The sequence below is a fragment of the Phytoactinopolyspora endophytica genome (genome assembly GCF_004138495.1).
Taxonomy (GTDB): domain Bacteria; phylum Actinomycetota; class Actinomycetes; order Jiangellales; family Jiangellaceae; genus Phytoactinopolyspora; species Phytoactinopolyspora endophytica.
This window is the reverse complement of the sequence record NZ_ML142852.1, coordinates 463,430-479,734: the sequence shown is the minus strand read 5'-3', so window position 1 is coordinate 479,734 and position 16,305 is coordinate 463,430. Positions and strand designations below refer to the sequence as shown.

17 protein-coding genes and 1 pseudogene are annotated in these 16,305 nt (G+C 66.7%); 13 read left to right on the top strand and 5 right to left on the bottom strand.

The genetic code is table 11. The features are described 5' to 3' along the window. Positions 1-306, bottom strand: a pseudogene (locus tag ELR45_RS10595) (hypothetical protein); the annotation flags it as partial. Positions 307-623: 317 nt separating this feature from the next. After that, on the bottom strand, positions 624-1,082 hold the full coding sequence (locus tag ELR45_RS10590; protein WP_129665717.1) for a winged helix-turn-helix transcriptional regulator: 459 nt from the start codon (positions 1,080-1,082) through the stop codon (positions 624-626). 788 nt (positions 1,083-1,870) lie between these two features. Here ELR45_RS10590 and ELR45_RS10585 point away from each other — a divergent pair. The 10 genes from ELR45_RS10585 to ELR45_RS10535 all read left to right on the top strand — a co-directional run bounded on the left by ELR45_RS10585 (position 1,871) and on the right by ELR45_RS10535 (position 9,322). Beyond that, on the top strand, positions 1,871-2,263 hold the full coding sequence (locus ELR45_RS10585; RefSeq protein WP_129665715.1) for a hypothetical protein: 393 nt from the start codon (positions 1,871-1,873) through the stop codon (positions 2,261-2,263). After that, the gene (locus ELR45_RS10580) at positions 2,256-2,621 is read left to right on the top strand and encodes a GntR family transcriptional regulator (RefSeq protein WP_129665713.1); all 366 of its coding nucleotides are present in this window, start codon (positions 2,256-2,258) and stop codon (positions 2,619-2,621) included. Before ELR45_RS10585 ends, ELR45_RS10580 begins: the two co-directional genes overlap by 8 nt. Then, positions 2,618-3,595 (top strand): hypothetical protein, encoded by a 978-nt coding sequence (locus tag ELR45_RS10575; protein ID WP_129665711.1) that lies wholly within the window; start codon positions 2,618-2,620, stop codon positions 3,593-3,595. The genes ELR45_RS10580 and ELR45_RS10575 overlap by 4 nt, the downstream gene beginning before the upstream one ends. Then, entirely contained in the window at positions 3,592-4,101 is a 510-nt protein-coding gene (locus ELR45_RS37425) for a winged helix-turn-helix domain-containing protein (protein WP_205856357.1), read from the top strand. Before ELR45_RS10575 ends, ELR45_RS37425 begins: the two co-directional genes overlap by 4 nt. Beyond that, complete coding sequence (locus ELR45_RS10565) at positions 4,098-4,679, top strand: RNA polymerase sigma factor (protein WP_129665709.1); 582 nt, start codon at positions 4,098-4,100, stop codon at positions 4,677-4,679. The genes ELR45_RS37425 and ELR45_RS10565 overlap by 4 nt, the downstream gene beginning before the upstream one ends. Before the next feature lie 22 nt (positions 4,680-4,701). Beyond that, positions 4,702-5,424 (top strand): GntR family transcriptional regulator, encoded by a 723-nt coding sequence (locus ELR45_RS10560; protein WP_129665707.1) that lies wholly within the window; start codon positions 4,702-4,704, stop codon positions 5,422-5,424. 262 nt (positions 5,425-5,686) lie between these two features. Then, positions 5,687-6,685 carry a hypothetical protein gene (locus tag ELR45_RS10550; RefSeq protein ID WP_129665703.1) on the top strand — a complete coding sequence of 333 codons (999 nt, stop codon included), beginning with the start codon at positions 5,687-5,689 and terminating at the stop codon, positions 6,683-6,685. 227 nt (positions 6,686-6,912) lie between these two features. Next, on the top strand, positions 6,913-7,611 hold the full coding sequence (locus ELR45_RS10545; RefSeq protein WP_129665700.1) for a hypothetical protein: 699 nt from the start codon (positions 6,913-6,915) through the stop codon (positions 7,609-7,611). After that, positions 7,601-8,434 carry a DUF4926 domain-containing protein gene (locus tag ELR45_RS40735; RefSeq protein WP_240759455.1) on the top strand — a complete coding sequence of 278 codons (834 nt, stop codon included), beginning with the start codon at positions 7,601-7,603 and terminating at the stop codon, positions 8,432-8,434. The genes ELR45_RS10545 and ELR45_RS40735 overlap by 11 nt, the downstream gene beginning before the upstream one ends. A 462-nt stretch (positions 8,435-8,896) precedes the next feature. Then, entirely contained in the window at positions 8,897-9,322 is a 426-nt protein-coding gene (locus ELR45_RS10535; RefSeq protein WP_129665698.1) for a hypothetical protein, read from the top strand. A gap of 472 nt (positions 9,323-9,794) precedes the next feature. On the opposite strand, the gene ELR45_RS10530 is transcribed toward ELR45_RS10535, so the two are convergent. The 3 genes from ELR45_RS10530 to ELR45_RS10520 all read right to left on the bottom strand — a co-directional run bounded on the left by ELR45_RS10530 (position 9,795) and on the right by ELR45_RS10520 (position 13,462). Beyond that, on the bottom strand, positions 9,795-10,538 hold the full coding sequence (locus ELR45_RS10530) for an SOS response-associated peptidase (RefSeq protein WP_129665696.1): 744 nt from the start codon (positions 10,536-10,538) through the stop codon (positions 9,795-9,797). An 832-nt stretch (positions 10,539-11,370) separates the two neighbouring features. Further along, positions 11,371-12,414: an SGNH/GDSL hydrolase family protein gene (locus tag ELR45_RS10525; RefSeq protein ID WP_129665694.1), complete on the bottom strand. Its 1,044-nt coding sequence runs from the start codon at positions 12,412-12,414 to the stop codon at positions 11,371-11,373. Beyond that, positions 12,407-13,462, bottom strand: coding sequence for a lactonase family protein (locus tag ELR45_RS10520; protein WP_129665693.1), 1,056 nt, complete (start codon positions 13,460-13,462; stop codon positions 12,407-12,409). The genes ELR45_RS10525 and ELR45_RS10520 overlap by 8 nt, the downstream gene beginning before the upstream one ends. Before the next feature lie 148 nt (positions 13,463-13,610). Here ELR45_RS10520 and ELR45_RS10515 point away from each other — a divergent pair, with 148 nt between their 5' ends. The 3 genes from ELR45_RS10515 to ELR45_RS10505 all read left to right on the top strand — a co-directional run. Further along, positions 13,611-14,348: an SDR family NAD(P)-dependent oxidoreductase gene (locus ELR45_RS10515; protein ID WP_129665886.1), complete on the top strand. Its 738-nt coding sequence runs from the start codon at positions 13,611-13,613 to the stop codon at positions 14,346-14,348. Further along, the gene (locus ELR45_RS10510; RefSeq protein WP_205856356.1) at positions 14,348-15,115 is read left to right on the top strand and encodes an IclR family transcriptional regulator; all 768 of its coding nucleotides are present in this window, start codon (positions 14,348-14,350) and stop codon (positions 15,113-15,115) included. Before ELR45_RS10515 ends, ELR45_RS10510 begins: the two co-directional genes overlap by 1 nt. Position 15,116: 1 nt before the next feature. Then, a partial coding sequence (locus tag ELR45_RS10505) for an amidohydrolase family protein (RefSeq protein WP_205856355.1) occupies positions 15,117-16,305 on the top strand: 1,189 nt, incomplete at its 3' end.

Here is a 16,305-nt window from a genome sequence, read left to right as displayed (position 1 = left end):
GGTCTCAGCGTCGTACTGCAACCAGTCCGTCGAGTCGCCACAATCAGAGACCGTCACGGTCTTGGGGTCCTCAGGCGGATCGACCTCGGCGACTTCCGGGTGAAGAGCCGGCCGCCCTTTGGAGACGCGCCCGTCTTCGTAGGCGGCATGCAGACCTTCGGTCAGTGTGGACAGGGCCTCGTCCGCGGCGTACACGGCCAGCTCGGGGTGCCGCCAGTCCGCCGTCTCGCCGGCCTCGGCGTAGGCCTCCCACATGCCCCGATACGCCGCCAACGCCGCCTCTTCCGCTCCGGCCGTCGCGTCCACGTCGTCCTTGGGGGAGCTGGAGGCGAGACGCGGCGACGTCGGCTCGACAGAAGCTGGCGGGCTTGAGGCGGTGTCAGGGCTCTGTTCAGCGGAATCCGAGGAGGATCCCGATCCGCAGCCGACCGCCACGACCACGGCAGCCACGCTCAGCCACCGGACAGGGGAGCGGCCCCGTCGTACACCACTGGCATCCGTCATGATCAAAACTCCGACGTGCGGCTGGACCTACACACCTACACCATCACTATCGACACACTTCAACGAGCGTTCGAGCGCACCTTTGCGTGCGTAAGACGCGAACAGGGGCGACGCCAACGTCAGGTGATTCCATATTGTGAGACCAGGGGAGGCGTAGGCGTCGGGGTGCCGTTGAGATGAGATCCACTCGTGGGTGTCGTGGCGCCGTTGGGGCATGCCTGCTCGACGTAGGTCTCGGCCCATTCGGCGACCGGCACGGCTGCGGTGAGCGCCTCCGTGGCGACCGGGGTGAGAGCATAGACGACCGATGGCGCGAACGCCGATGGCCTCTCGTCACGCGACAACAGGCCATCGTGCACCATGCGTTGCAGGGTGCGGGTCAACACGGCCTCATGCAGCACACTTCGCCGTCCTGACCGATCGACGTCGACATCGAGTTCACGAACGCGATGCAGGATGTCCGTGTAATGCAGCGGGCCCGCGAGTAGCACCACTGAGATCGCGATCATCCACTTGCCGGCGAACAGGTTCTGCGCCAGGTACAAGGCGCGAATGAACCGTGGATCCCCTGGGCTCATCGCCCGGCTCCTAACCCGACAGCAAGGCGTCTGATTCGCGCGGCTACCGCCGCCAGGGTTTCGCGCGGTCCTTGTGGAGCATGGTGCTCATTGTGTTGACACATGTCGGCCTCCAGCGTCCAGAGGCCCCCCAACCTGCGCGCCTCGCCGGTGCGAGGCGAGCCAGATGTCACGTCAATCGGTGTGCCGAGACGTCACTCGTGCCACCGGGTGACGTGACAGATAAACACGGTACTTTACGTAGCAAACAGGGCGGTAGGTAATCGGCCATTCGGATGATTGTGTACACAACCATTGCCGCTGCGGCGGGCAGCGACCCACTCCCCCCGGCGTGGCCCGAGGCCTCTTGATGTGTACCGGCGGCGGCGCCGCCACTGTGTCGCGAGCAGGACTTGACTGCGGTGCAGCGTCAGCTAGCGTCCGCAAGCAGCAGGCCCGCGGCCAACCGCATGTCACACCACGACACCGACGGCCGACCCGGTCCGCGAAACCCGTCAGTCACGGCCACACACTAAGCGGAAGGAGACGACGAACCTGCGATAGGCGGGGCCACCACGGAACGGCAATTCCGTGATGACCCCTTGATCCCCTCACTGTGCAAGCCAGGAGGAGACCCAATGAGTACCGTACCCGCAAAAGATCCCACGCCTGCGCGAAGCTCGCCCGCGTCAGGCGCCTCCGCAGACCCCCCTACGCCCAGCCCAGCGGCACCAGACTCGTCGGACGTCGGCCACGATTCGGGGGGTCAGGTCCGCGCCGATTCGGTAGGTGGTGTCCCGGCGACCTACATGGCCAAGATCCACCCACCGGGCCAGCCACACGACGTGCGGATAGAAAACTCCGCCGGGGAACTGGTCACCCACACCGACCTCGGCGAGCAGGAACGACCGAAAGACGCGCTGCACAGATTGCGACTGCGCCCATTCGGCCCGACATACGCCGTCGACGACGGATTCGTCACCGCCGTCGAACCGCTCGTGGAGGACGTCCTCACCGGTGACGTCACGGTCGGCGTGGACACCTTCCACCGCCGCGTCATGCTGTCGCTCGACGACACCCGGTACGCGTGCCACGACACGTCTCACGCCCGCCGCATCGCCAGCGCCGTCCATGACGCGGCCCGGCGCGCCGATCAGATCACGATCGGAGCTGACGACTCGGACGGTGATCGCCATGGGTGACGACGCCTACGCGGTCGACCTCTTCGACGCCGACCTGAGCGGACCCGGCTACCTGTACCTCCAGCTTGCCGACCACATCCACGCCCTGGTCTGCGCCGGTACGCTCCGCCCGGGCGCGCGCCTGCTCGGCGAACGCGACCTGGCCGAGCACTACGACGTGTCCATCGGCACCGCGCGGCGGGCAACCGACGAACTGCGCAACCGCGAGGTCGTTCTCACACTCCCGGCCAAGGGCACCTACGTCCACCCACACCCGCCACCGATCACATCACCCGGCCGAACACGGGCCCAGCGCGACAACCCGGCCCATGGCCGTGGCGCCCAGGTAATCACGGCGAAGAAGGGTACGAAGCGATGACACACGACAATGCCAGCGATGACAGGACCGGCGATGACCTCGTGGACCGCCTGATCGAGCAGCTGACAGCATCGATTGAACGTGAGGACATCGCCGGGGGCGAACCGTTGACCCCGGCAATCCTGACGGCCCGCTTCGCCATCCCGATGGGCACCGCGCAGCACGTCCTGGTGGGTCTGGCCGAACGCGGGCTGGTGACGATGACACGCGACACGGCGACCGTGACACAGCGTCGATTCAGCGAGCCAGCCGATCACCCCGGGCCGGAAACCGAGATCGACGTATCGGTAGAGCTGATCTTCCTCGAATCGCTCGGCTCAGGTACCGCGGTGCTGGTTCCACCCAGCGTAGGCAATCACGAAGCCACCGTGCAGACCACCGTGTGCCTGCACGAGGCACCGATCGCGCTCACTCTCGACTTCGACGCTCTGGCCAACTGGTGCGTGCAAGTCCAGCACGCACGCTCGCGCGATCCACGCACGAACGCGTACAACCACGTGCGCAGGCTCGCCAGGGGCGTCACCGCATCGAGCGATCCGATCGACGAGCCCCGCGGCGCCGTCGATGCCCCGATCTACACCGCCACCGTCTGGGACGACCGCCTGAGCATCCGCGACCACACCGACACCGAGATCGCGGCCAGCCGCATCGAAGACGACACCCCGGACATAGCCATCCTGCGCCAGGGGGCGCACCGGGTCGGCGATTGGCACGACACCGAGCGCGGAAAGAACGCATACGTGCTGCCCGGCTGGCACCGCGTGGCCTACGTCGGCCCGGTCGGCATCGTCGACAACAAGCTCACCGCAGGCATGAGCCTGCTCGTCGGCTCACAGATCGTCGACCTCGACTCGACCACCGCGACCACGCTCGCCTCCGTCATCGCCGAGAAAGCCCAGAATGCCGACGGAACTCCTGACGACCCCAGCGCCGCGGACGAACCGTCAGCACTCGCCGAGGAGACGGCGCCATGACACCCACCCACGCCGCCGAACTGATCGCGTTGAGTGTCGACTCCGCTGTCCTCAATGGCCAGATGTGCACGTGCGGGCACCGCCACGACAAGCACGGCTCGACCACCGCTCCACCGGACGAGACCACCCCCGGGGGGTGCGCGTACTGCAGGTGTACGTGTTTCGATCACGCTGGATGGTCCAGCCAGGCATGCATCGACGGATTTCTGCACCCCACGAAGAGGGGAATGCCCGAGGCCGAGGCCCAGTTCCGCCGATTCGTCCCTGAGCCGGCAGGCGGCCGCTACGTGTATGAGCAGTTCGCCGACCACATCACGACGATGATCAAGGCGCGTGGCCTTCGATCCGGCGCTCCGCTCCCGGCCTGCCGCCGACTGGCCCGGGCAACGGGCGTCTCCCACGTCACCGCCATGCAAGCCATGCGGGTGCTGCGCGTGCGCGGGACCGTCACGGTGATGCCGAGCAAAGGCACCTACGTCTGCGATCCCGGTGGTGAGCCCGGATGATCGCGACATCGACCCAGTCAGCGTGGGCAGAGATCGACGACGAAGAATGCGTCGCGCGGGCCCGAGACGGCGACGCCGAAGCCTATGCGACGCTGTACCGACGGCACTACCCGAGAGCGTTGCGCCTGGCCCGCGCGCTGATCGGGCCACAGCGCGCCGAGGACGTCGTCGCTGACGCGTTCGTGCGCGTGCTCGTGCGGCTGCGAGCCGGCGCACGCATCGGATGCTTCTCCGGGTATGCGCACGCGACCGTACGCCACCTCGTCGTCGACGCGCACCGAACCACGGCGCGTGCCGCTGTAGCGGTCACACCCGACCGGCTGGACAGCCTGCCCGGCGACGATGAACCCGCACAACGCGTCATCGACGCCGAGCACGCCCGCTGGGTCTTCCTGGCGATGCCGGCCAGCTGGCGGCAGCTGGTGTGGGACACCACCGTGCACGGCAACACTCCAGCGAGGCTTGCCCGGCGTCGAGAAGCTAGCACCTCCGCGATCACGGCGCAGCTGTACCGCGCACGACGTCACCTGCGCGCCGTCAGCGCGACGATGCCGCCCCGGGCACGTACACGCTACTAACACCAAGAGGTGGTGAACACAAATGATCAACAACGCAAGAGTTGGGCCATTCGATCCGAATCGTGGCGAGCCTGACTTCGTCTACCGCAAGCTCGCCGAGCATCTCGCAACGATGATCCAGACAGGTGACCTGGCCTCAGGCGAACACCTCAGCGAAGCCGACCTCGCCCTCGAGTATCAGGTGTCCATCCCCACCGTCCGGCTCGCGGTGGCTGAACTCACCACGTTCCATCTGGTGGAGGACATGCGCGTCGTCGACGGCCCTGGAGTGTCGACAGCCACAGCAGACGCTGGCGACGCAGGCTCATACCCACTGACCGGCGCGCACATCTACGCTGACCTACAGCCACCCGACCGGTGGGAGGTCGTCTACGCCAACGACGGCACAGTCCAGATCGTCAACCCGAACGGCGACGTCGTGGCGAGCACACGCCCCCTGGACGGGGAGTCCCCGATCGACGCAGCGATTCGCCTCGGTGCCCAGCCCGTCGGGCCCCAATGCCATGACAATCGGGGAATCTACTCTCGGGCGCAGCCAGCGTGGGACTCCGTCATGGTTGCCGGTCTCGGCGTGGCAGCCAACCCGCTCACCAGTGCGGTCTCGTTGATCATCATCGACCGCGTCGTGGAGTTCGATACCGAAGCAGCCCGTGACTTGGCCGACGCGATCAACGAACAAGCCGACATCGCAGACGACATTCCGACCCAGCCGGGCTACCACGACCAAGAAAGAGATATGCCGTGACGGCAACCGTCGAGCAAGTGAACACACTCTCTAAGCCGATGAACACCAGCGACGGTCAGGCATGGCGCGACGGAGCCGACACGCTCCTGGCCAAGGCAAGCACGCCACCCCGGAACGTCGTTCATGGGCCCGCGCCCGTGTATGTCGCCCGATCCGACCCGCACGGTCATGGCCGCGCCAGCTCAGTACCGTCATCGCCGCCAATAGCCCGCTACCACGCCGTCGCGGACATCGCCAAGACGCCGTGGACGACCTCCACATCGTGACCATGAACCAGCTGGTCGACGCACTAGCCGCCGACCGTGAGGAGGACGAAGCCATGACCACCACAACCCGTGCCCTGGACATTGAGCCCGGAGCCCACGTCGTCGCACTCGACCAGGACCCCAACAGTGTCGCCGAGGTCATAGAGCGCCTCGCCGAGTGCCCGAACGCGGGCTGCACCGCGCGTGCGGTGCGTGTCCGCGACCTCGACACCGGCCGGATCGACACCCGCCACGCCAACGACGTCACCCTGCACAGCACCCGCGTCGACGCTGCGCTCGGCGACGACCTGGCCGTGTGGGTGCACTTCGGCGCCCGACCCGTCATCGCCCTGTCCACCGGGCAGGATGATCCACCCGTCACCCACATATACAGCCCCTGCCAGGCACGTCGGCTCGCCGAGGACCTCACCCTCGCTGCCGACGAACTCGACCTGCATGGCGCCAACACCCACGCCGTCCAGCGCCCGCACGTCACACCGGGTGCGCTGGTCACCCTGGAACGCTACAGCGGTAACCAGGTCGCCCGCGTCGTGGAAACGGTGGATACTTGCCCCAGCCGAGGCTGTACCGCAGCCGCGGTCCGCGTCCAACGTGTACGCGGCTTCGACGACTGGAACGGCAATCTCGCGATCTGGCACATTGACGAGGCGGTGCTACTGCGCCACCACGCCAGTACCGACTACTACGTCGTGGACGTCGTGTTCACCGCGACACCGGTGATCGAGATGCGGCTCAGTCACCCTGCCGGCGCCTGCACCTTCGTCTTCGACGGCTGCCGCGCTCGCCGGCTCGCCAACACTCTCACCTCCGCCGCCGACCTGGCCCGCAACCACCACACCACGCCTCGCGGCGACGCGACCCATCGCGCACGCCCGGACCAGACCAGTCCCGGTACACCGAATGCCACGGCCGACCATCAGCACGGGCGCACCGAGACCGTCAGCGCCGACGCGGAGGCCGAGGCCGAGCACCAGGCGTCAGGGAAGCCTAGATGACCGATCCACACCAGCGGCGCTCGTCGGCGAGGAGGGCCGAAGATTCTGGCTGCCACCATGCAGCTAACGTTCGGCGACGAGCTGGTCGTCAACGACCTCACCGAGGACGGGGAACAGCACTTCTACGAGGCCATCGACGAGACATCTGACCCGAGGCGCCCCAGCCCAGGGAGCACCGGCGCGGCTGCTGACATCGTCTGTGAGTCCCAGAAGAATGGGGAGAGCCAATGTACACCGCTGATGTGGACCTCGCCGCCACGCCGCGTCGCATACACATCCACGACGAGAACCGCACCGTCGTCCGCACCACCACGCTAGGCGCAGACGAGCAGATCCACGACGCACTCGCGCGGGAGCAGCTGTACCCGCTCGGGGTCGAATGCGACGACGACCATCATGTGCGGATCGTTGTGCTGCCGCGCCTCGAGCGCAGCGCAGACGGCCCGCTCAGCATCGCCATCGACCGGTTTAGCCAGCAGATCCTCGCCTCGATCGGCGGCACTATGGCCACGTTCGATATCGACCAGGGCAACTCAGCCGGCGTGAATGCTCATCGACACCGCCAGACACGCGGAATGGATCTTCTCCGGCAGCGACGCTTTCTCGACGCTTGGGCCAACTTTCAGGGCAGCCCCACCCTGGTGGTCAAAGCGATCACTCCGGACGAGCTATTGCCTGGACCGTCGACGAGTGGCAGGTCGACTGGATCGGCGACCTCGGCCGTGCCGATCATGCACTTCACGTACACGGATGGCGCCGACACGGCGAATGGTGCTCGACCTTCAAAGGTACCGTCGCCATCGTCACGCCCACCGAACCGCGCCGAGCTGGTCACGGCTCGGGCGACAGGAGGGCGGCCTCGACGGGACCAGAAGAAACAATTGCACATGAGGCTCGTGATCTCGGAGGCTCAGGATGACGCGTGACAGACCGGACGAGAGTCACGACCCCGACAAGGTCCGTAGGCGCCGGTTGCCGAAGTTCGTGGGCGCTGCACGAAGCGGCCGATCCGATGGTGCTCGCCGTGCCAAGGACGTCCCTCGGCAAGAACTCGGTGAAGACACGCCTGCTCTGACGAGAAAGCGTGCGGCCGCGCGGCTGGTCGTAGACACAATCGCTGACCTGGCTGAATGGATCAACGCCGATGACCGGCGACAAGATGACGCGCGTGAGGTCGTGGACCACATCCGGCAGCGCCTCGTACGTATCCTCGCGCATGCCGCAGCGCTGGATGAGATCGCCGACGAGTCAGGCCCGTACGCGGTTGCTGGCACGCCCGAGACCGACACCCTGGCCGCACGCGACCTTGACGTCTACCTCACAGACGAAGACCTGGCGTGCGGGCTGCACGAGCTGGACCTGAGCTTTCCGTCTGGGCTCAGGGCACGCCTGGACAGCCTGCTCGACAAACAGGACGAAAGCGGCATGGGCGCACAAGAACGCGACGAAGCACAGGGACTGATCGACCTGTCCGAGCTGCTGAGCGTTCTTCGACTCCGCGCCCGACGCGTCAGCCAGAGTCGCGACGTGCGGACGCATCAGGAACATGACATCGTCGTCCTCCAACACGACCTGCCGCAACATGGACTGGTCGCGGGTGAGGTGGGCACCGTCGTCGGCGTGTACGTATCCGGAGGCTACGACGTCGAGTTCACCAGCGCCCCATGGCGCCCCGGCGATTGTGACGCTCACAGGCCGGGACATCAGGCCACGACGGAATCTCGACGTGGCGGAGCTGGTCGTGAATAGGCTGACGCAGCTCAATGAAAGACTGGCACAAGTAGGCGACCCGGCACGGCTACGTTATGTACTCGTCGAGGACGATCCTCACATTGACGGCGAGCGGGCCGTGACTGTGACCATACAGCTGCCCGAGCCAGCAAGGTCAGCAACGTGGCCAATCAAGACCTCTGACCGCTACCGCAACATGCTCTCAGAACATCTCAAGCCGCTGCCGATCTCGACAGTGTCGTGCATGCTCCGAACGCCCGCCAAGGTTACCCCGTTCGGGGCCGCGATCCCCCAATAGGGAGTGCTGTCTGTCTGCCAGACACGCGGACTATGGCCAAGTTACGCGACGGGGTTCGCGGCCGGATGCGTGCAACCGACGGACCCCACGCCCCACGGTCATGGCGGGAGGGACGTGATCCGACCAGAATCCTGAGGCGTGATCAACGTGACAAACTCGAACGGAAGTTCGATAGTTGGGTGATGGGATCCGGCATAACTGTCGCGACATGTCCGTTCGCCACGTGCAAGCACACGGTAGAGATCAGGCTCGCCGACCCCATCGACGGTGCGACCCGGCTGCGTGAGCATCTGCAACGCGAGTACGCCTACGGCAGGGAATTGCTGCGCGCCCTCGGGAGGGTGATGTGCGAGCCAGTCGCGGTTGAGCTGCTGCAGCCGTTGCCGTATCCAGCGGTAGGGGACACCGGGCCGGTGCTCTCGCAGCCGCAGCACGCCGCCTCACCCGGGGTGATGACCCTCGACGGGTACGCGGCCGCACTGTGTGTGCCTGGCGTGAGCGTGCGCCTCGAGCTGACTCCTACAGGTGCTCCAGTGCGGGCCGTGCAGGTCTGGCACGGGGTCGCTGGAACTGCCGCGCCACGCTGCCGACGCTGCCGCAACGCTTGAAGAACCTCTAGCGCGGCGAGACGGGGGCGCCACTCAGCGACGCGCATGAGACCCAGCTTGGCGTGGAGCCCCGGGGGGATGACATGTCCCTTGAGGAACTCGCTGCTGCCGCAGCGGCGACCATGACGTGCCAGGTCTTCGTCGATGAACGACGACGAGGAAGATCGAGAAGTGCGACGGCTGCAGCGCAGTCGATCAACCGGGGGCAGCAAGAGGTACACAGCCGCATGAGCCGCCGGCCGCATCATTTGACGTACGGCGCTCCAGCGGTGGCAGCGTCGTCGTAGTCTTCGAGCGCTGCTGCTGTCGTCTCTGCCTGCTGTTTTCGTGACTCGCCTCGGGGAGTTCCGGATCAAGGTGAATTGACTCGCGAGTCATGCGGTCGACATTTTCCGACAAGCGGACCATGCAACCTTGGGTGCGGAGCGTGGAGCAGGTAGGTCCCGTAGTGCTATCGGACGGGAGACGCGCGTCAGCTCGGCGGCAGGGGTTCGATGAGTTCCGGGCCGTTGTTCTTGACGTTGTTCACGGCCTTTGAGACCGGATAGAGGTCTAGGCTGCCAGCGGGTGGTGGGGCCATGAGCGCGTGGATATCGTCGGGGTCGTTGATCGTCGGGTCGAGCCAGTTCCGCCAGTTGTCTCGGCTTACGGTCATGGGCATGCGGTCATGGATGTGGCCGACGTCATCGGTTGCGTTCGTGGTGATGATCGTGAACGTGGTCATCCACGCATCGTCGTCATCGCGCGGCTTGTCGGGGTTGCGCCAGAACTCGTAGATCCCCGCCAGGGCCAGGACCCCTTCGTCTTTGGGCCGCAGATAGAACGGTTGCTTGACCGGCTTGCCGGACGTGGTGCGTTGCTGAGTGGGAAACCACTCGTAGAACCCGGAAGTGGGGATGATCAGGCGTCTGGTCCCGAACGCGCGGCGGAACGCGGGCTTCTCATGCACGGTTTCGGCGCGGGCGTTGATGAGTCGACTCCCGATTTTCGGGTCCTTTGCCCAGGACGGAACCAGACCCCACGTCAGGACCCGCAGCTGCCGAACAGGACCGGCGTCCTTGGCGTCTCGCGGTGGGCGCGCCAGTACTACTGGCGAGGTCTTCGTGGGCGCGACGTTGTAGTCCGGCTCGAGTCGCTCATGGACCTCGACACGGTCGACCCCGAACTCCTCGGCCAGATCATCCGCGCTCTGGCGCACAACGTAGCGTCCGCACATACTCCTCAGCCTGCCAGACGACGCCGACAACCGCTGGAACACCGGATCTGTGTATCCATGTATCCGATTTCTTACCCGGCGACTGTAGTTGCCGACATCGCCGGCTTGCCCGAATGGCTGGCTCCGCTGCAGGCCGACGACTCCGGGGCTGTCGCGACCCGGATGGGCCGAGGCGCGCTGGCTGTCGACGTTGAGCTTGCACCGGGCCGGCCGTTGACTGTAGTCACGTGTCATTTTCGCGCCCGCAAGAGCGTCACACGCCCGCAAGAGCGTCACCGAACGAGGACTAACCCACTGGACTGACGTTTACCGGTGTGCAGGCGGTGAAGGCTTCGCGCGTTGCCTGCGTTCAGAAAGCCCCGCTGAGCGTTCGCTGGGTGCGGGGCGAAGCCGTTCTGCCACGTTGATGACCTATGCTGCCTGATTGACGGCGCCTCGTAATGGTCGCGCTCGACGGCGGCGTTCGGAGATGCCGTCACCGACGCGAGCGTGAAGGCCGCTAGCTCAGAGATCCGGCGAGGTGACGGAAGGCCAGAACCCGACGGCTAGGTCAAGAGCGTGCGGGTCGTCATGAGGAAGTTCATTAGCACCCGCGCGGTGCTGCGACGGCGGGATACCCGTGGCGGCACCAGGGCTCGGACGCGATTCTGTTGTTCTTCGAACCGGACACCCGGACCGCGGTGCTCACCTTCGAATGGACCTGACCGCGGGGCCTCGTGCCTCCATGAGACCCACGGTTGACTCATCAGCCTCGCGGGGTGTGGATGCTGACGAGATTGCGGGTGGTGGGACCACAACAAGGTCGAACGGCCTGAGGAGGTCGACGACGCTGTCATGGTGGCGTCAGCTCGTGCATTTTGAGTCGCGGCGCCTGGTGGAGCTGTCTGACGACGGGCGTGATCTTGTCGGCCATGAGTTCGTAGCCGTGCGCGTCGGGGTGCAGGTTGTCGAATAGACGGTCTCGGTGTTCGGGTCCGAGTACGTCGAGTCCGTTGAGCAGGTGGATGTCAGGGTCGCCGCAGTGGTGGAGGAGGTGGACGGCGTCTTTGACGTGGTCGCGGATCTCTTTCAGTGTCATCCCGCTGGCGCCGGGTTGGTCTTCGCGGCCGGGTGAGTAGATGGGTGAGATCACCAGTATAGGTATGTCGGGGTGTCCGTCGCGGATGGTGGTGAGGAAGCCGAGGACGGCGGGGAGGAACGAGCGGGTGTTGAAGGTGCCACCGCCGTAGACGTTGATGCCGAAGCATGTGGTGATGATGTCGGCGGGAAGGTCTCGGATCATCCGGGCGATCATGGGGTCGAGGTGGGCCTGTCCGCCGTAGCCGAGGCAGGTCAGGTCGACGCCGAGGGTGCGGGCGAGAATCGCGGGCCAGGTGCGGGTGGGGGAGGCGGCGGCGCGGCAGTGGGTGATGGAGCTTCCATACGTGATCAGTTTCGGCGCTACGGCTGGCCGCGCAGCTTGCACGGTGGCGCCAGCGTCGAGTGAGAGGTGCTGCAAGCGGAACTCGCCGAACTGGGGCAGCCAGAGCTCGACGTTCTTGCGTGTAGCGGGCAGTCCGGTGAAGGCGAAGCGGTCGTCGTGAATGACAGCCGTGGTGGCGGTTGCGGAGCCGTCGACGACCAGATCGATCGGGGACAACTCGTTGGGTGCGTCACCGGGGACGATGCGGCCTGCGATGGTGGTGCTGTCGGTGGCGAAGCAGATGCGCACGCCGGCCGCTGCGGCGGCACGGTTGCGTAGACCGTCGCCGGGGAACAGGTCGAGCCGCTCGTGTGGCACTCGCCAGGCCCGGGACCAATGCGGTGTGTGTTCCACGGTGATCGCTCCGGCCCAGCGTAGCGCCGGATCATTCGGGCGTATCGTGCGCTCAGGCATGGTGGCGGCTCCCTGGGGCGACGGGCAAGATGCAGACGGGATGCGGAACGTCTAGCTGAGTGCCGGTGGGGCGTGGGATGCCGGTGTCGGTGTCGATGTGGAAGACGGTGAGGGTGCTGGTGCGCTGGTTGACGACGTACATGTGCCCGTCGTGGAGGATGGCGTCCCAGGGGTAGTCGCCGCCGGCGTCGGTGGTGGCGGTGAGTGTGGCCTTCGGTCCGTCGAGGGCGAACGTCGCGATGGTGTTCGGTCCGCGGTTGAGCACGTAGACGTGGCGGCCGTCGGGGGAGAGGCGGATCGCGGATGGGTAGCTGGGTTCGGTTCCGCCGGTGACGTGGGTGGGGACCTCGGTGCAGACGGTGGGTGGGGAGGTTACGAGGTCGATGGTGGTGAGGGTGGAGGCCAACTCGCCGACGAGGTAGGCGTGCCGGTCGTGGATGGCGAGGTGTCGTGGCCCGGTGCCGGGCAGGACGGCGATGTGGTCGGTTTCGGTGAGGCGTCCGGTGTCGAGGTCGAGCTGGTATCGGTGGATGGTGTCGGTGCCGAGGTCGACGGCGAGGATGTGGCCGCGTCCGGGCGTGTGGACGGGGTCGGTGATGATCATGTGGGGGTGGGCGGCGTCTTGGCGTTTGTGTGGCCCGTCGCCTTGGTGGCTTAGGACGTGGCTGGGTTCGGCGAGAGAGCCGTCGTGGTTGAGGGGGTGTATGGCGATGGTGCCGCTGGTGTAGTTGGCGGTGAGCAGGTAGCGCCCGCTGGGGTGTACGGAGAGGTGGCAGGGTGTGCTGCCGCCGCTGGGTCGGGGGTGCCCGAGCGGGGACAGTCGGAGGTTGTCGTCGATCCTCCAGGCGCTGATGCGGCCTTCGTCGGTGGCTTGGGTGGCGTAGAGCACGGACCTGTTGGGTGAGGTGGCCAGGTACATCGGTTGGACGGCTTCGTGGGTGGCAGTGGCGTGGATGCTGGAGGTGGGGCCGTCGAGATCGACGATGGTGATGCCGGTGGCGGGGCCGCCCTGGGTGGGCATGGTGGTGGAGCCGACGTATGCGTACATGGGTCCCCTCACTGTTTGTGTTCCGCGTTCCCCGATCGTGCGGCGTGTGCTCGCCCGCCTGAGCGGAGTTTTGATTGTTAGATTATAGTTCTAACTATCAGAACATGATCGAGAGGGTGGGTGATGTGTGGTGAGTGATCTCGCCGGCATGTCGGCGGTGGTGACCGGCGGCGCGTCGGGGATTGGGCTGGCCACGGCTCGCCTGTTCGTGGAGCGGGGCGCCTGGGTGGCGGTTCTGGACCGCGACGTGGATGCCGTCCCGGACGGTCTGCGCGGTGTGCGCTGTGATGTCAGCGACGACGCCTCGGTGCGACGCGCTGTCGATGTGGCGGCGGGCGCGCTGGGCGGGGTGGATGTGCTGGTGAACAACGCCGGCGTCGGCGCGTCGGGGACGGTGCAGGACAACGACGACGCCGAGTGGCATCGTGTGCTGGATGTGAATGTGGTGGGGATCGCGCGGGTGAGCCGGGCGGTGTTGGGGTATCTGCGCCGCTCGGATCGGGCGGCGGTGGTGAACACGTGCTCGATCGCGGCGACGGCTGGGTTGACGCGGCGGGCGTTGTACAGCGCGAGTAAGGGGGCGGTGCTGGCGTTGACGTTGGCGATGGCCGCTGATCACGTTCGCGAGGGGATCCGGGTGAACTGCGTGAACCCGGCGACGGTGGACACGCCGTGGGTGCAGCGGTTACTCAACGACGCCGAGGATCCGGTCGCTGAACGGGCGGCGTTGCAGGAGCGTCAGCCGACCGGAAGGTTGGTGACGGCGGCGGAGGTGGCACAGGCGATTGTGTATCTGGCAAGCCCGGCCGCCGGGTCGGTGACCGGGACCGCGTTGGCGGTCGATGGTGGCATGCAAGGCTTGCGGTTGCGTCCGGCGGGGACATGATGTCGCCGAAGTCGGACGACGAGAGCCGCGTGGTCGGGGCGGAGCGGGTGCTCGTGGTGCTGCATGAGCTGGCCCAGCGCCCGGACGGTGCAGGTCTGGACGAGCTGCATCGGGCGGTGGGCGGGTCGAAGCCGACGATTCACCGCGCTCTGGGCGCGCTGCGCCGGATCGGGTTCGCCTCGCAGGATGAACGCGGCCGCTACATGCTGGGCGATGAGTTCCTCCGGTTGGCGTTCGCCCATCATGAGCAGCGCCCGGAACAGGTGCGCATCCGGCCGGTGCTGGAGATGCTGACGGAGCGGTTCGGCGAGACCGCCCACTATGCCGTCCTCGCCGGACGCGAGATCGTCTACCGCGCCAAGGTCGACCCGTCCTCTGGTGCGGTGAAGCTGACCTCGGAGATCGGTGGCCGCAACCCGGCACATGCCACCGGGGTCGGCAAGCTGTTGCTGTCCTTCGACCTGCCCACCGATCAGGCTTTGCGTGATTGGGTACGCGCTGGCGGGCTGCCGCGACGTACGACGAACACGATCACCACATGTGATGCGTTCGTCGACGAGCTGGCCCGTATCCGGGCGCAGGGGTACGCGGTCGATGATCAGGAGAACGAGGACGGCGTCGCATGTGTGGCGGTGCCGGTGTGGCTGACCTCGCCGAGCCGGCCCAGCGGCGCGGTCAGTGTCAGCGCGGTCGCCTACCGCACGCCGTTGCACACGCTGGTAGACGCGGTCGACGAGATCCGATCAATCATCGAGGGTGTGGGCTGACGTGACCTTTGACGTGATCATCCGTGGTGGGCTGGTCGTGGACGGGACGGGGGCGCCGGGGTGGCGGGCCGACGTCGGTATCACTGGCAGCGTCATCGCTGCAGTCGGTCGGCTGGGTGATGCACCGGCGGGGGATGTGGTGGATGCGGCTGGGCGGGTGGTGATGCCCGGGTTTGTGGACGCGCACTCGCACGCCGACGCCGCCGTGCTCGATGACGGGGTGCAGTTGGCGCTGTTGCGTCAGGGTGTGACGACGATTGTGACCGGGCAGGACGGGGTGTCGTTCGCCCCGGGTGGCGCGGCGGCGGTGGCGTGGGCGGGGGAGTACTTCGCGGGGATCAACGGCTCCGCGGACCCGGAGTGGGTCGTTGGCGGGCTTGGCCTGGGGGAATACCGGACGTTGCTGGATGGCCGGGTTCGGGTGAACACCGCGCATCTGTTGCCGCACGCCACGTTGCGTTACGACGTCGCGGGGCTGCAACCGCAGCTGGACAGGGGACAGCTGCGGGAGCTGGTACGCAGGGTCGAGCAGGGTCTGGCCGACGGTGCGTGCGGGTTGTCGACGGGGTTGCATTATGCGCCCGGTCTGTACGCCGATGTCGACGAGCTGGCCGCGGTGGCCGAGCCGCTGGCGGCGGCGGGACGGCCGTATGTGACGCACATGCGCGGGTACGAGGCCGAAGCCTGGGTCGGGATCGACGAGGTCCACCAGATCGCTACGAGGACGGGGGTGGCGGTGCATGTGTCGCACCTTCACGGCCCAGCGAACATGCTCATCGAGCTGGTCGAGACCGCGCGTGAGGACGGCGTGGACGTCACGTTCGACTCGTACCCGTATCTGCGTGGGTTCACCCTGCTGACCCTGCCGTTGCTGCCGCCGGAGTTACAGGCGCTGGCGCCGTCGGTGCTGGTGGAGCGGCTTGGCGAGCCGGAGGTGGTGCGCGGCTTGCGGGACGAGTGGTTCTCGAAGGTTGCGGATGTGTTCGACCGCGCCACGATCGGCGGCGCCCCGCACGACGCGTACCGCGACACTGAGGGGCTGACGGTCGCGGAGGCCGCAGCCGTCGCGGGTGAGGATCCGGGGGTGTTCGCGATCGAGCTGCTACGCGCGACCGGAGCGGCGGTGACAGCGGTGTTCGCCCAGCCGCCGACGAACACCGACGCCGACGTGCGCACATTGCTGCGCCACG

Excerpts from the sequence above, each read along its gene's own strand:
- ELR45_RS10590 (WP_129665717.1), bottom strand. The coding sequence starts at position 1,082 with ATGAGCCCAGGGGATCCACGGTTCATTCGCGCCTTGTACCTGGCGCAG.
- ELR45_RS10585 (WP_129665715.1), top strand. The coding sequence starts at position 1,871 with ATGGCCAAGATCCACCCACCGGGCCAGCCACACGACGTGCGGATAGAA.
- ELR45_RS10580 (WP_129665713.1), top strand. The coding sequence starts at position 2,256 with ATGGGTGACGACGCCTACGCGGTCGACCTCTTCGACGCCGACCTGAGC.
- ELR45_RS10575 (WP_129665711.1), top strand. The coding sequence starts at position 2,618 with ATGACACACGACAATGCCAGCGATGACAGGACCGGCGATGACCTCGTG.
- ELR45_RS37425 (WP_205856357.1), top strand. The coding sequence starts at position 3,592 with ATGACACCCACCCACGCCGCCGAACTGATCGCGTTGAGTGTCGACTCC.
- ELR45_RS10565 (WP_129665709.1), top strand. The coding sequence starts at position 4,098 with ATGATCGCGACATCGACCCAGTCAGCGTGGGCAGAGATCGACGACGAA.
- ELR45_RS10560 (WP_129665707.1), top strand. The coding sequence starts at position 4,702 with ATGATCAACAACGCAAGAGTTGGGCCATTCGATCCGAATCGTGGCGAG.
- ELR45_RS10545 (WP_129665700.1), top strand. The coding sequence starts at position 6,913 with ATGTACACCGCTGATGTGGACCTCGCCGCCACGCCGCGTCGCATACAC.
- ELR45_RS40735 (WP_240759455.1), top strand. The coding sequence starts at position 7,601 with ATGACGCGTGACAGACCGGACGAGAGTCACGACCCCGACAAGGTCCGT.
- ELR45_RS10535 (WP_129665698.1), top strand. The coding sequence starts at position 8,897 with ATGGGATCCGGCATAACTGTCGCGACATGTCCGTTCGCCACGTGCAAG.
- ELR45_RS10530 (WP_129665696.1), bottom strand. The coding sequence starts at position 10,538 with ATGTGCGGACGCTACGTTGTGCGCCAGAGCGCGGATGATCTGGCCGAG.
- ELR45_RS10525 (WP_129665694.1), bottom strand. The coding sequence starts at position 12,414 with ATGCCTGAGCGCACGATACGCCCGAATGATCCGGCGCTACGCTGGGCC.
- ELR45_RS10520 (WP_129665693.1), bottom strand. The coding sequence starts at position 13,462 with ATGTACGCATACGTCGGCTCCACCACCATGCCCACCCAGGGCGGCCCC.
- ELR45_RS10515 (WP_129665886.1), top strand. The coding sequence starts at position 13,611 with ATGTCGGCGGTGGTGACCGGCGGCGCGTCGGGGATTGGGCTGGCCACG.
- ELR45_RS10510 (WP_205856356.1), top strand. The coding sequence starts at position 14,348 with ATGTCGCCGAAGTCGGACGACGAGAGCCGCGTGGTCGGGGCGGAGCGG.